The sequence below is a fragment of the Endozoicomonas sp. ALD068 genome, assembly GCF_049310145.1.
GTDB lineage: Bacteria > Pseudomonadota > Gammaproteobacteria > Pseudomonadales > Endozoicomonadaceae > Endozoicomonas_A.
In genome coordinates this window covers 5,590,329-5,604,985 of record NZ_JBLYNU010000004.1, presented here as the reverse complement: position 1 = coordinate 5,604,985, position 14,657 = coordinate 5,590,329, and the positions used below count along the sequence as shown (strand labels likewise).

The following is a 14,657-nucleotide window of genomic DNA, read 5'->3' as shown; positions in this document are numbered from 1 at the left end:
TCTACAGATAACGGCCTATCTCACAGATCAATGTTTCGTGCAAAAGATACGAATTTCTCTGAAACAGTTCGAGCAGCTGGATACTTTACTTTCCGAACCCACCAGCGGCCTCTTTAATAAAACTGACAGTCCTGACTCAAAAAGTATATTCTTTACAGTCCACCTCTCTTTCTGGTTAGTCTTCAATACATGCGCATTCTCCACACGTCTGACTGGCACCTTGGCCAGCACTTTATAGGCAAGAGCCGTGAGCCTGAACATCAGGCATTTATTTGCTGGCTGCTGACAACCGTTGAAGAGAATTCTGTGGATGCCATCATCATTGCCGGTGATATTTTTGATACCGGAACGCCGCCCAGCTATGCCCGAACACTCTACAACCGTTTCATTGTCGACCTGCAGAAAACTTGCTGTCAGCAGCTGATTATTGTCGGTGGCAACCATGACTCGGTCTCAACCCTGAATGAGTCCAGAGATTTGTTGGCCTGCCTGAATACCCATGTGGTGGGTGGCGTTACGGAAAACCCGGAAGACCAGATAGTGGTTTTAAAGAACCATCAGGGAGAACCCGGCGCAGTGGTCTGCGCTATACCGTTTATCCGACCCAGAGATGTTCTGGAAAGTCAGGCTGGTGACAGTGACACCGATAAACAACAGGCTCTGCAGAACGCAATTGCCAGGCACTACCAAAAAGTATTTGAACTGGCCTCTGACAAAAACCTGCCAACTGTGGCTACAGGACACCTGACCACGGTCGGTGGACAAATGTCTGAGTCGGTGCGGGATATTTATATTGGCACCCTGTCGGCTTTTCCGGCCAGTGCCTTCCCCCCGGCAGACTACATAGCCCTGGGGCACCTGCACCGCGCCCAGAAGGTTTCAGATCAGGCACATATCCGTTACTCAGGCTCCCCTATTCCGCTCAGCTTTGATGAAACGTCCTGCCCTAAACAGGTGGTGCTGGTTGACCTTGAGCCTGGCACTGCGCCAGAAATCAATGAACTGGCAGTGCCCATCTTTCGTTCCCTGAAAAGCCTGAAAGGCAGCCTGAAGACCATTCAGCAGGCGCTGGACAAGATCGATGACGACTCTCCACTCACCACCTGGCTGGAATTGGAAGTCAGCACTGACGACTACCTCACCGATCTGCAAAAGCCTATTCAGATCATGCTGGAGGGCAGAAATCTGGAAGTCTTAAGAGTCCGTCGAAAGCGTGAAATCAACAGCGCGGCTTTACATAGCGAATGCAAAGAAACACTCGACGAACTTGATGTCGCTGAAGTGTTTGCCCGGCGACTGAACGACGAAGATCTTGATGAACAACGCACAGCCAGTCTCAACCGGGCGTTTAATGAAATCCTTGCCACTCTGGATGATCCGGATGGTGACAGCAAAACCGCCAGACTTGAGGACGAGAAGGAGTTAATGGCTTGAAAATCCTCAGTTTACGTTTGAAGAACATCAACTCGCTCAGAGGTGAGTGGAAAATTGATTTCACCGAAGACAACTTCCGCAACAACGGTCTTTTTGCCATCACCGGTCCCACGGGTGCGGGAAAAACCACGCTACTGGATGCCATCTGCCTGGCTCTTTATCACCAGACACCCCGACTGAGCACGGTTTCTACCAGCGATAACGAGTTGATGACACGTCATACGTCAGAATCCCTGGCGGAAGTGGAGTTTGAAGTTCAGGGACAGGGTTATCGTTCTTTCTGGTCCCAGCGGCGGGCCAGAGGCAAGGCAGACGGTAAATTACAAAGCCCACAGGTAGAGTTGGCGAAACTCGATGGCACCATCATTACCAGCCGCATCCAGGACAAACTAAAGATCGTCAGTGACATTACCGGCCTCGACTTTGGTCGTTTCACCAAGTCCATGATGCTGGCCCAGGGGGGATTTGCCGCTTTTCTCCAGGCCAGCGCCAATGACCGGGCCGAGCTTCTGGAAGAGCTGACAGGCACGGATGTCTACGGAGAAATTTCCCGCCGGGTGTTTGAGCGTGCACGGGCAGAACAGGAAACACTCAACCTGCTTCAGGCCAGAACCGAAGGCGTTGAGCTACTGGACGACAGCGTTCTGGAAAAGCTCGCTGAAGAACAGACCGACCTGACAGAATCCAACAGCAAGATACAGAGCCAGGCGGATGAACTGAACAGACAACATACCTGGCTGGAAAAGAAAGCTGAGCTTGAGCAAGAAAAGCAAACATCCCGGCAATTACACCAGCAAAATCTGGAACAGCGGGAAGCCAAACGTGAAACGCTGAAAAAGCTGGACGAATCGATTCCTGCCCTGGAAATAAAGCCTGTCTATGATCAGTTATCGACTCTGAAGGCAGCGGCAGCTCAGCGTCAGAAACAGGTGGATGAATTACTGGAGAAAGAGCAAACACTCAAGCAAACCCTGACAGAAAAAGAACAGGCCAGCAAAAGTGCGCAGGAAAACCTCAGACAGGTCAAACAACAAAAAGTGGAAACCGAGCAACTGATCGCAGATCAGATTATTCCTCTGGATCTTAAAATAGCCGAGGCCCAACGCAGTCAGGCCGAGCTGTATGAAACACAGAAAGAACTCGGTAAAGCGCTTCAGAGCCAGCAAGAAAAGCACTCAACACTGCAACAGAGTCGACAAGAGCTTCAGCATTCTCTGAAACAGGCTTCTGAATATCTGGCTCAACATACTCATCATGAGAAACTGGCAGAGAAGCTGCCTCTCTGGCATTCGCAGTTTGATCAGAGAAAGTCTCTGATAGAGCAGATTAATCAGCTTAAACACAGGCTGCAAGAACACCATACCCGGAATAAGCAGGACAGCACCCGGCATGAGCAGTTGCTGGAACAGCAAAAAGTCAGTCAGGAACAATTAGCCCAGTCTCGTGACCTGCTTGAGCAAAAGCAGGCTCAGCGTCAACACTGGCTTCAGGGTCAGGAAGAGCCTTTACTCAGGCAACAACAACACGCCCTGATGGAGAAAGTACCCTTATGCCAGCAGTTGAAAACTCTGCTTAAGCAACATCTGGAAAGCCAGGTCAGCCTGCGTGCAGAAAAAACGACATTGGACGAAAACAAACGGCAACTCACCACTGTTCAGACAGAATTGACTCAACAAAGGGACCTTTACAGAAAAGAAGCTCAGCATCTGAAAGATCTGGAAACCCTGCTACTTCAAGAGCAAAAAATTGCCAGTCTCAGTGAACATCGTCATCACCTGAAAGAAGGCGACCCCTGCCCACTCTGTGGTTCAACAGCACACCCTGCTGTGCAGCGTTATCAGCAGGTAGACGTTGATTCCACTCAAAATCGGCAGGAGGAAAAGAAGCGGCTTGTGACAGAACTGGAACAGCAGGGAACCCGGAAAAAGCAGCTGGAAACAGAACTGAAAACGCTGTGCAACACTTCAGAAAAACGCATTCTCGAATTACAGGACCGACAGGCATCGACGCAGACAGAATGGCAGCAGCTTTGTCAGTCACTGCAGATTCAACTCAATATCTCTGACTCTGAATCGGTTCATAGCTGGCTGGACAGCACCAGAGAGCAGCTGATAGCCATAAATGAACAGGTCAAGCAGTTGGACGCAATCAACCAGCAACTGCAAAGTGCCGAAAAGGTGGCTACCCGGGAACAGCAGCAGCTTGAGCAGAAACAGTCGCAACTGGCTCTTTTGCATCAACAGCTGAGTCAAGCGTCAGAACAGATCGAAACACTAAGGCAGCAGCTATCCCGACACGAACAGGAACTGGGCCAGCTGGAAGCAGCCCTTCATCAGTCAATGACAACGGCGCTTCCGGCACTGGAAACGCAGGACACTTGGCTTATGAGCCAGAAAGCGTTGAAAGATCGCTGGCAAACATGCCATCAGCAGAGTCTTGAACAACAGCAGGCATTGCAAACGCTCAATCATGAGATGCAAATGCTTGAGCAGAATCTGCTTCAGTCCCGACAGCAGGCCGATCAATTAAACCGGCAACTGGATCAGATCGACAGAGAGCAGGCTGATCGCAAAGACGTGCGGTTCACATTGTTTGGAGAACTGAAGGTGACCGAGGAACGCAGCAGGATCGAGCAGGCCATAGTCACCGCCGAACAAAACCTTAAAAACGCAGAAACGCAGTTGCAAACAGCACTGCGCGCTGAGAGCGAGCTGTCCGGCTCTATCCGGCAACATCTCAATGACCAGAAAACTCACCAGTCAGAACTGGAGCAAAAAGAAGCACACTGGCAGACCACTCTGGAAGACAGCCCCTTTGATTCCAGCGAACAGTTTCAGCAGGCTCTGCTTGCTCCTGAACAACGTAGCGAACTGGAAGCATTGAAAAGCACTCTGGACAGTGCCATTGCCAGCAGTACCGAACGTTTCAAACTGGCAGAAGCCTCTCTGGAAAAACTATTGAAAGAGGCCCTGACTGAACAAGCCGCTGAAGAGATCCTGACCTGCCTGAAACAACAGACAGCAGAACTGAGCCTCAACAATCAACGACTGGGTGAAATTCGACAGGCGCTCACCGAAGACCAGAAAAAGCGTCAGCAGTTGTCTGACTGGGTAGATGAAATCAGCAAACAGAGAGAGCAGTTTGCGGTATGGGAACATCTCAATAGTCTGATCGGCTCGGCAAAAGGCGACAAGTTTCGTAAATTTGCCCAGGGACTGACACTCGATCATCTGATTTATCTGGCCAACCAGCAGTTACAAAGGCTGCATGGTCGTTACCAGCTACACAGAAAAGCGGTCGAAGCCCTCAGTATGGAAGTCATTGATACCTGGCAGGGGGATACCGCCCGGGATATCAAAACTCTCTCGGGAGGAGAGAGCTTTCTGGTCAGTCTGGCACTGGCACTGGCCTTGTCCGATCTGGTCAGTCACAAAACCAGCATTGATTCCCTGTTTCTGGACGAGGGCTTCGGCACGCTGGACCAGGAGACACTGGAAATAGCGCTGGATGCCCTGGATAACCTGAACGCTTCAGGAAAGATGGTAGGGGTCATCTCGCATATTGAATCATTGAAAGAAAGGATTCCCACACGTATTGAAGTTAGGAAAGAGACAGGGCTGGGTTACAGCTCTCTGGAGAAACACTATGCCGTCGTCGGATAGACGGCATTAGCTTCTGGTCAAAGGACAGAAAAGCGGGCGGTGGCCCGATTAAAAGACCCGAAAGATCTCTTGAATGGTAGCGTTATCTCGATCGATAACCCAACGGACCCGGTATCAGATAACTGGGAAGTGCTTTAACGATTGCATAAGATACACCTACGCTGATCGAGGCTGTCGCAAAACTCTAACAACTCGTTCCCACGCTCTGAGGGTGTCGCAAAACTCTCTCCAGCCTGGGAACGAGTTGACTCCCGTCATTCCCGGCTTCATTCTCGTCATTCCCGCGAAGGCGGGAATCCACACTGACTCACTACCAGAACCATACTGCCCGATGCCCCCCTGGCCTTGTCATCCCCGAGAAGGCAGAAATCCACCGTTGGCGCTGGATTCCCGCCTTCGCGGGAATGACGACCTCAGAGCATGGGAATCAGAGTTTTGCGACACCCACTGATCCTGTCGGTTTCAGATCATTCAGCAAATACAGCCATTTGAAAACTTGAAAGCTAAGGACTCACCAACAGCTTCACTGTTTCAGCCTTAACCTGCGCTGGCTCACCGGTTTCCAGCAATCGTATGCTCTGAACTCTGAGCCCTCTGGCATACATATCCGCAAACCCGTTCACAAAGGACGCTACCGATCCCTCCCTGATATAGATTTCAGCCTGCTGGGCATTGCCCTCTCTGACACCAATCTGTAGACCGCTCTGGTCAGCCACCTGCTGCATCAGCAGCTGCCAGTCTGCCAGATTAATGGGTTCTGCCTTTGGCATGGTCAGTTCTTCCGCCTGAAGCTGAGCTCTTTCCAACAGTTGGGTCAGCTCCGGTGCCGGAGTGGCAGGCTTTTCAACCGGTTTGAACTTCACGTACAGGACAGTGGCTCCGGCCAGAAGCAGAACAAACAATAGAATTTTTATGAAGATTTTATTCACGAAACTTCCATTAACGGGAAGAAAAAAACAGTCAGTTTGAATGGTTGATACGACAGAATAACCTCAGAACCGTTGCTCTGAACTGAGCGTAATTATGTTCGGCTATATTCATCACGCAATGTGTGATGAATATAATGGTAACCCTTCCTGCGATGAAAAACCTAACTTCCTGCCTCTGTCAATGGCATCTGACGGTAGTTACTTTGCATTACCTCCGGTTTCTGGTCTACATTGGGCGGTTATGGATTGACTGGTGCAGAGTTGACGATTGAAAACCAATATACAACTGATTACCACAGTTGGATCAGCCAGCGACGGGAGCTGCTGAAAAACAGGCAAGTTGCCGCTCAAGCCGCTGGTTGAGTCGAGTAAGCAAGGGGAAATTTCATCTCCAGGCTTCTCACGGAACCATACCTGAGAGTCTCCCGTCATACGGCTCTTGATCACACATTTGATGCACGAAGTATGATGTTGGCATCCATCAAGTCTCACATAGACGTCGTCAAACGCCTGTTCAACGTTGGGGCGAGGTAGTGAACAGAGGTTAAAGAAGGGAACAAAAAAAGTGTTGTGTTGTTCAGTGATCATGGCTCTCAGATGTTCCCATCTTCTGAGTTTTTGAAACAGGTGATTGTTTGGCCACAGCGAACTTTGATAGCCGTTTAAATGAACTAATATGCTTTTCTGTATCTAACCCACACGGCTTATTGAGCGACACAGATGTTCTACTTATGTGTGGTATTATTCGCTACCCTCTCCCCTTTGACACTGAAGGCAGACCATTGTCCTATTTGTTTAGCTCCCTTCCATGGCCGAAGTGAAGCGCCTGTGGTCGTCAAAGCCCAATGTTGTGGCTACCGCTTTGATCTGGACTGTATTTCGAGGTTTTTTGTTAATCAGCCCATCGGCTCACGCCGGTGTGCGATGTGCCGGCAAAACCCGATGCCTTTGGTGAATCAGAACACCAGTGAATCTCACCCGGATACATTTTTCCCCGATCAGAGGTTTTATCGTGCCTGTTTAAACGCGGATCTGGATCAGGTGGAGAGGTCTCTGGCGGAAGGAGTCAATGTCAATGCTGTAATGACTGCTGATTTCACTGCCCTGATGCTGGCATCCAGCTGGGGGCACACAGATGTCGTCGAACGCCTGATCAACGCTGGGGCAAACCTTGAAGCTACCCATTCGAATGGTGCCACCGCAATGTTCATCGCTGCTGAGTATGGTAATACCGACTGCGTGAAACTCCTGATCAACGCCGGGGCGGATCTCAACGCCCGGACTTTGGATGGCGTCACTCCGCTGTACGTTGCTGCTGCGAAAGGCAATACCGACTGCGTGAAACTCCTGATCAACGCCGGGGCGGATCTCAACGCCCGGACTAAGACTGGCGCCACTCCGCTGTACGTTGCTGCTGCGAAAGGCAATACCGACTGCGTGAAACTCCTGATCAACGCCGGGGCGGATCTCAACGCCCGGACCAAGACTGACAACACCCCGCTGCACGCTGCTGCTGCGAAGGGTAATACCGACTGTGTGGAACTCCTGATCAACACCGGGGCGGATATCACCGCCCGCACTGAGAATGGCGCCACCCCGCTCTATGCTGCTGCTGAGTACGGTAATGCCGACTGCGTGAAACGTCCGATCAACGCCGGGGCGGATCTCAACGCCCGGACTTTGGATGGCGTCACTCCGCTGTACGTTGCTGCTGCGAAAGGCAATACCGACTGCGTGAAACTCCTGATCAACGCCGGGGCGGATCTCAACGCCCGGACTAAGACTGGCGCCACTCCGCTGTACGTTGCTGCTGCGAAAGGCAATACCGACTGCGTGAAACTCCTGATCAACGCCGGGGCGGATCTCAACGCCCGGACCAAGACTGACAACACCCCGCTGCACGCTGCTGCTGCGAAGGGTAATACCGACTGTGTGGAACTCCTGATCAACACCGGGGCGGATATCACCGCCCGCACTGAGAATGGCGCCACCCCGCTCTATGCTGCTGCTGAGTACGGTAATGCCGACTGCGTGAAACGTCCGATCAACGCCGGGGCGGTTCTCAACGCCCGGACTAAGACTGGCGCCACTCCGCTGTACGTTGCTGCTGAGAAAGGCAATACCGACTGCGTGAAACTCCTGATCAAGGCCGGGGCGGATCTCAACGCCCGGACTTTGGATGGCGTCACTCCGCTGTACGTTGCTGCTGCGAGAGGCAATACCGGCTGCGTGAAACTCCTGATCAAGGCCGGGGCGGAACTCAGCCCCGCCAGGGCTAAGAGTGGCACCACCCCGCTGTTCGTTGCTGCTGCGAAAGGCAATACCGACTGCGTGGAACTCCTGATCAACGCCGGGGCGGCTCTCAACGCAGGGAATTCGGATGGCGCCACCCCGCTATTCATGGCTGCTCAGCAAGATAACATCGACAGCCTGAAAATCCTGATCGAAGCCAAGGCAGATATCAATGCGCAAATTGAGGATGGCGCCACCCCGCTGTTCGTTGCTGCTGCGAAAGGCAATACTAACTGCGTGAAACTCCTGATCAACGCCGGGGCGGATCTCAACGCTGCCCTGCTGAATGGTGCCACCCCGCTATTCGTCGCTGCCCAGGAAAATAACATCGAATGCTTGCAACTTCTGATCAACGCCAGGGCAGATCTCAACACCCGGATTAAGGGTGGTGCCAGCCCAACGTTCATCGCAGCCCAGAAAGGCAATACCGACTGCCTGATAATCCTGATCGAAGCCGGGGCAGATCTCAACGCTGCCCTGCCGAATGGCGCCACTCCGCTGTTCACCGCAGCCCTGAAGGGCAATACCGACTGCGTGAAACTCCTGATCAACGCCGAGGCGGATATCAACGCCCGCACCAAGACTGGCGCCACTCCGCTGTCCATCGCAACCAAGGAGGGCAATACCGACTGCGTGAATCTCCTGATCAACGGTGGGGCATACTAGCAAGTTACTGATGCTTTGATCTGTTCGGTCGGTTGGATAAGAATACCCCCTGGATGCCCCCTCTGAATGTTAAAGGGAAGCGCCCCTGAGAATCCGGCCTTCCCAGAAACTTCATTCCATCTTTCATGGTTTCTGGCAGAGCTTCACCTTCAGACACTTTCCCGTTCAATGAATAACTGCCGTTAAGATTAAAGCTGAAAACGGCATCTGTTGTCAGAAACTCGGATGACTGGCTAATTTTACCTTCCAGAGTATTTCCCTTACAGGTGAGATCAGCATCTGCTTTACCCAGTTCTACGTTACCCAGAGGACTGCTGATTCGCCCTCTTTCCCATTCCATACGACCATCCAGCTCGACACACCGACCTTCTTCATAGACCAGGGAGTCTACCACCAGATTGATATTACCTCTGGCTGTTGCCGGAACTGGCATGGCTGCAAGCTGCTGTAACCAGCCTGCCGAGGCGTCTGCTTCAAGGTCTTCAACCATCACACCCTGAGGACTGTAGGTCACTGTCGCCTGACCTACAACAGCAGACAAGTTATCGCCGACCTCGAGGTCCGCACTGACCTTTCCGGTGAGCAGTGCAGAAGGCTGGAAATCCCAACTGACTTCCTGAAGCTCGATACCATTGATGGTTAATTCCTGCGCTGAACCCGACCAGACTGAACCTGACAGACCTTCCAGCTCAATCCCCGACATGTTGGGTGCATGACGCCAGACAAAAGCGGCTGGCAACCCTGCCAGCAAAAAAACTGAGTAAGAAACAACGGCCAGTGCAGCCAGAGAAATGATTTTCTTCATATGTCTTAACTCTCGCTGAAGGCTGTCTCTGCGCTGAAGGCTGTCTCTGCGCTGAAGGCTCTTTCCATTCTCAGAGCCTTAACGATCACATGACCGGGCTTTTCGGCGGCTTCTACCTCCAGCTCCCTGATCTCAACCCCACCCTGCTGTTGAAGATTGACCAGCCATGCCAATAAACGATCAAAGCCCACTGTATCAAGATCGACCTGCAATGCATCTCGAACGGCTCGAACCCCGGTGATGCGCAGATCGAAATCTTTTGCGGTTCTGTTCACCAACTGGTCCAGAGGTAACACCAGATAGCGGCTCTTGTCAGGCCGACCCTGACGCAGACTGACGATCTCGTTGGCCTGTTTCTCTACAGAAGCCAGTAACTTCTGACTGGCCACCAGCTTTCGCTCGGCAGCTAACTGACGTTCTGACAAAGGGTTTAAAATACCCTGCCAAATGCTCCAGACAATAATAAACGCTCCTGCTACCGTACAGAGTTGCTGCTCGCGTCGACTCAGACCACGCCAATAGCTTTGAGCCTGTTGCCAGCCCTCATTGAAGCTTTCCACAATGTTATTCATGAATCACTCCCCTTGATGATCAGCGTACCATTGGCAATATCACCACGCTTCTCCAGTGTTTCAACCGTGATCACCAGTTGCTCACCCGACTCTTCCCGAAATGCCGTAAAAGTATCAAAATCCTTCGCAGTAGCTTCCACCCGTAGTGATTGCTGAGACTGGTTGTACGACAAAGTAACCGGCTTGAGTTGCGGATACTGTATAAACAGCGGGGCAGTCTGATCGAGCAGTTTCAGCAGACCCGAGTCATCGCTGTTGCTACTTTTCAAGGCCATAAGCTTCTGCCGCATCTGCGACTGCAGACGCACAATCCGCTCACCGGGGAACATGTCACTGTAGATCTTATGCGCCTGTGCATTAAGCTGTTCAGCCTGTTGTTCCAACTGTACCGACTTCACTACCGCCTGAGCCATAAACAGAGTGACGGTAAAAGCCAGAAGTCCGGCAGCCAGCCCCCAGGGTTTCAGGCTTTTGATGACGGATGACTCTACCTGCCAGACGCCCTGCAAGAGGTTGGCACTGTTTTTCTGTGAGGTGGCGCTCACCGCACCCGCTGCCAATACTTCCAGAGCAGAGCCCGAAGCTTCCTGACGCCATTCACCCGGCCTGTCCTCTGGTAGTTCGCTGAAACAGTTCACTTTCAGGGGCGTTTCTTCTGAGTCGTCCTCTGCCAGACAGAAGCTCAGCCAGGATGGATCACAAGCAGCCCACTGCCAGCGGCCATCCCGGAGTATCCAGCGTCCATTCATGGCCAGCGCCGAGCACTCTCCCTCGGTCCAGGGCAGAGCCAGGGCTTCAGGAATCAGGGTTTTGACTTTAAGACCGGACTGATTCAGTGCTTCGTACCAGAAAGCCATTTTCGAATGAGCGACCACTGACAGATAAACCTGAGTTCCTTCTCTGGCAATAACCGAAATATGAAGATCATCCACATCCTCAGCCAGATCATCTTCCAGACGAAAAGGCAGTGACTTTAATACCGCCTTGCTCAGTCTGCCTTCAACCTGAAGGCAGTGAACACTGACCAGCTCCGTGGGAACCAGGGCAATGGTTTTGGTATCCGGGAATAACTCCATCAGTGTTCCCAGGTCTTCAACAGACGGCAGAATACCAGAGGTAGCGTTTTCCCCTTCGGTTACCTGAATCACTGGCTCCTGCTCTACTGGATAGCATTGCCAGTGAACGCGCTGGCCGGGATCTCCAGGCAGCCTGATGATAAGATACTGGCTCACTCAAGCCCTCCAAACTCTCGGCGAATGACGCTGAACTTATTCTCTTCTTCCCGCCGCAGCAGGCTCTTTATTCGGACTTTGGTGTCCGCATAAGAAGCGGTTGCAGTCATTGCAAAATACTGACTGTCCACCGACATCAATTCATGGGTGTTTTCGGCACTGAAGTTGGAGAGAGAGGGTTGTTGAATAAATTCATCGACACTCCTCCAGCCATTCTCCGGCCTCTGTTCCAATACCTCTTTTGCCTGCTCTAAGGGAAGCTCACCCCAATACAGGGCGCTGAGCACCGGCGCATGGTCCGGCGACAGGGTATTGATATTGATCTTCATTTCAGTGGTCGGCAATGCACAGACAAAAGGTTTGACCCTTCTCATTATTCTGGCATTGACGCCTTTTACCGCTCTCAACTCCGAAACCGATCTCATACTGGTATTACTGGCCAGATAGGGCACTGGCAGAGACTGGTAATAACGGTCTTCCGCGCCCATGCCTGACCCCTGGGTGTTGTCATTATCTACCCAGTCTCTGGTTGATTGCGCAATGGTCTCGGCCTGATAGGACTCAATTCCCAAAGCTTCCATCAGGGATTGAAACACTTTGACTTCAACCGAGGTCTGCCCTTCTTTATCCGGAGCCTGCAAAGCATTCAGGTTTAAACAGGCCTGAGCGTCGAAAATTTCGCCCCTGATTGTTCCGCCATCCATCGGAAAAGTCACTTCCCCCGCGGCCCAGGTTTGACCAAGATTCACGGTTTCTTCGCTTTCATCAAACCCGTCCTGAAGTACTTTGACTGCCAGTTCTTCGCCAGACAATGCATACCAGCGTGCCTGTTCCATTTGTTGCAGGGAGGCTGTCCGGCGCATTTGCAGGGAAAATCCAAAAGTCATCTCTGCCGCTATCAGCACCATCAACGTCAATACGAACATAACAATTAGCAATGCGACACCCGACTGACGACGCTGAAAAGACGTTGTATTCTTTTTATCTGAAATCAGGCTCGTCATGAATCTTGCTCCTGAACTTCCCAGTTCCCGGAAAGCACGTAGCGCCGCTCGATGACCCCCAGATCATTCAGCTCAAACGTAATCTTCATACCTTGGGGCAGGGTATTGCCGAGCATTTCTAGCCATTGGCCATTAATAAAGTACTGAAATTTAAGTGAGCGGACATCGGTTAACAGATCCCTGACCACAGGTTCTGCATTCTCCTCCGGGTCCAGCACATAAAAGTGCTGACGTTCGAGCACTCCGGCTTTGAGCCGATAGCTGACTTTCTGCAACTCAGAGCGGGGGAGTTTCTGTTGCGGATTGCGCCAGCCCAGACGAATAAAGGCCGCCGCCTCGTCATCGGATTCCAGCATGTCTCTACCGGCAAACAGACTCTGATCCGTCAGTTCACCATCGACCCGCACACCCCGGTCAATCATTTGCCGAAAGTCCTGCTCCATGACCATCATGGCGTAGTCAATTTCCCGAATACGACTCTGATGATCGCTGGCAACATCCCGAGCACCCATAACCCCCTGCAGAATCTGCCAGGCACTCATACTGACCAGTGCAAAAATGGTCAGAGCCACCAACATTTCGAGCAATGTAAAACCGCGTTGGGTCGAGCGTTGCATGACATTCAATGACTTCAAGACCGCTTCACCGTGTAAGTTTGCAGACTGGCCAGAGCGGCTTTCTTCTCATCACGGTCGAGTCGGACTTCGACCTGGATGGCCCGAAAATTGTCATCCGCCGTACGCACACTTCGGTATCGAACATGCCAGGTTTGATCAGCCAGCTCACGGGTTTCTTTTTTCCAGGTCTGGGATGGCCATTGATCCTTCAGGTAGAGATCGACCAGTTCATTGTCGGCTACCCAGCGAGCCATGGTTTTGTTCTTCAGGTACTGGCTGTTATCCAGGCTTTCACTGCTGGTTCTGAGCACCGTGATACCGGCGATGGCCAGAATAGTCATGGCCATCAACACTTCTAACAAAGTGAAGCCCCTGACCTGTCGGGAACATCGGGAACAGCCTGAATAACGTTTCATTTATCAGCCCCGGCCAACTGTCTTGTCGTACTCATCTGCACTGACCACGGTTACTTCTCCGGTTTCCGTGATTATGACACTAAAAAAACGACGAATGTCGCTGGTTGACTGGAACCGCACTTCCGCCGGGGTCAGGTCACCGCTGGACCAGATATAGAGTTCAGGCTTTTTCTTGCTTGCTTCGTTTTCAAACAGCCCTGAGTCAGTAAAAAACGAGTCACTATCCTGCTGCTCTTCAGCATCCAGAGCAGCCTGCCAGATCAGCTCACCCGGCATAAAATCCAGATTGATGGCTTCTGAAAGTTCTTTCTCTGTGAGCAATCGGTCATTTTGCATTAACTGCCATTTGTCTCCGTGCCACTCCATAAACTGATAGCCATTGTCGGTAAACCTGACCCCAAGGTCTTTACCTTTGAGCAATGACTTTTCGTGGCCAGTTTTCACCAGAGCAGCAAATCGATCCGCAGCCGTTTTTAAACGTGCGGAACTGTCAGCCGGTTCCAGAGTGGGCAATACGACAGCGGTAGCAATGCCCAGCAGTACCAGAACCAGCATAATTTCAAGCAAGGTGAAACCGGCACTTTTCATCAGGAATTCATGTTCCAGTTGCCGATGTCATCCTCAGAGCCCGCCTGGCCATCAGGACCGGCAGAGAAGATATCGATATCACCAAATTCACCGGGAGACTGCATCAGATAGTCATTACCCCATGGGTCTTGGGGTAGACGACGGATGTAGCCGTTGTCACGGTAATTCCTGGGTTGAGGGCTGCCGGAAGGCTGTTCTACCAGAGCATTCAAACCCTGCTGAGTCGATGGGAAGTGATTATTGTCCAGCTTGTACATATCCAGTGCGTTTTCCAGCGTCACTAAGTCACTGACAGCTTTCTGCTGGTCTGCCTTTTCTTTGTTACCCAGAACATTCGGGGCCACCATGCTGGCCAGGACACCGAGAATCACGATCACCACCATGATCTCGATCAGGGTAAAACCCTGCTGTTGTTGTCGATGTGCCTTTTTCGTAGTCAT

At 51.8% G+C, this 14,657-nt stretch carries 13 protein-coding genes; 4 read left to right on the top strand and 9 right to left on the bottom strand.

The window, feature by feature from the left end; genetic code table 11:
• Window positions 1–189: 189 nt before the first annotated feature.
• The 3 genes from sbcD (at window position 190) to ACO6V5_RS20760 (ending at window position 5,547) form a co-directional block, all read left to right on the top strand.
• Complete coding sequence (gene sbcD / locus ACO6V5_RS20770) at window positions 190–1,434, top strand: exonuclease subunit SbcD (RefSeq protein WP_422412147.1); 1,245 nt, start codon at window positions 190–192, stop codon at window positions 1,432–1,434.
• On the top strand, window positions 1,431–5,096 hold the full coding sequence (locus ACO6V5_RS20765) for an AAA family ATPase (protein WP_422441999.1): 3,666 nt from the start codon (window positions 1,431–1,433) through the stop codon (window positions 5,094–5,096). Before sbcD ends, ACO6V5_RS20765 begins: the two co-directional genes overlap by 4 nt.
• 244 nt (window positions 5,097–5,340) lie before the next feature.
• Window positions 5,341–5,547: a hypothetical protein gene (locus ACO6V5_RS20760; protein ID WP_422135878.1), complete on the top strand. Its 207-nt coding sequence runs from the start codon at window positions 5,341–5,343 to the stop codon at window positions 5,545–5,547.
• 52 nt (window positions 5,548–5,599) lie between these two features.
• On the opposite strand, the gene ACO6V5_RS20755 is transcribed toward ACO6V5_RS20760, so the two are convergent.
• The gene (locus ACO6V5_RS20755; protein WP_422412761.1) at window positions 5,600–6,025 is read right to left on the bottom strand and encodes a hypothetical protein; all 426 of its coding nucleotides are present in this window, start codon (window positions 6,023–6,025) and stop codon (window positions 5,600–5,602) included.
• Window positions 6,026–6,745: 720 nt separating this feature from the next.
• Here ACO6V5_RS20755 and ACO6V5_RS20750 point away from each other — a divergent pair.
• Complete coding sequence (locus ACO6V5_RS20750) at window positions 6,746–8,983, top strand: ankyrin repeat domain-containing protein (RefSeq protein ID WP_422412759.1); 2,238 nt, start codon at window positions 6,746–6,748, stop codon at window positions 8,981–8,983.
• A 4-nt stretch (window positions 8,984–8,987) separates the two neighbouring features.
• Here the strand turns inward: ACO6V5_RS20750 and ACO6V5_RS20745 are convergent, their stop codons facing one another.
• Genes ACO6V5_RS20745 through gspG form a run of 8 tightly spaced genes read right to left on the bottom strand, consistent with a single transcriptional unit; the run spans window position 8,988 to window position 14,657 of the window.
• Window positions 8,988–9,788, bottom strand: coding sequence for a type II secretion system protein N (locus ACO6V5_RS20745; protein WP_422135881.1), 801 nt, complete (start codon window positions 9,786–9,788; stop codon window positions 8,988–8,990).
• Window positions 9,789–9,793: 5 nt separating this feature from the next.
• A complete protein-coding gene (gene gspM / locus ACO6V5_RS20740) occupies window positions 9,794–10,360 on the bottom strand; it encodes a type II secretion system protein GspM (RefSeq protein ID WP_422412757.1) in 567 nt (188 codons plus the stop codon).
• Entirely contained in the window at window positions 10,357–11,592 is a 1,236-nt protein-coding gene (gene gspL / locus ACO6V5_RS20735) for a type II secretion system protein GspL (protein ID WP_422139271.1), read from the bottom strand. Before gspL ends, gspM begins: the two co-directional genes overlap by 4 nt.
• The gene (gspK, locus tag ACO6V5_RS20730) at window positions 11,589–12,596 is read right to left on the bottom strand and encodes a type II secretion system minor pseudopilin GspK (protein WP_422412755.1); all 1,008 of its coding nucleotides are present in this window, start codon (window positions 12,594–12,596) and stop codon (window positions 11,589–11,591) included. Before gspK ends, gspL begins: the two co-directional genes overlap by 4 nt.
• Window positions 12,593–13,231, bottom strand: a complete 639-nt coding sequence (gene gspJ / locus ACO6V5_RS20725) for a type II secretion system minor pseudopilin GspJ (RefSeq protein WP_422139273.1) — start codon at window positions 13,229–13,231, stop codon at window positions 12,593–12,595. The genes gspK and gspJ overlap by 4 nt, the downstream gene beginning before the upstream one ends.
• The gene (gspI, locus tag ACO6V5_RS20720; RefSeq protein ID WP_422135886.1) at window positions 13,228–13,629 is read right to left on the bottom strand and encodes a type II secretion system minor pseudopilin GspI; all 402 of its coding nucleotides are present in this window, start codon (window positions 13,627–13,629) and stop codon (window positions 13,228–13,230) included. Before gspI ends, gspJ begins: the two co-directional genes overlap by 4 nt.
• Window positions 13,630–13,632: 3 nt before the next feature.
• Window positions 13,633–14,217, bottom strand: coding sequence for a type II secretion system minor pseudopilin GspH (gspH, locus tag ACO6V5_RS20715; protein WP_422135887.1), 585 nt, complete (start codon window positions 14,215–14,217; stop codon window positions 13,633–13,635).
• A complete protein-coding gene (gene gspG / locus ACO6V5_RS20710; protein WP_422135888.1) occupies window positions 14,217–14,657 on the bottom strand; it encodes a type II secretion system major pseudopilin GspG in 441 nt (146 codons plus the stop codon). Before gspG ends, gspH begins: the two co-directional genes overlap by 1 nt.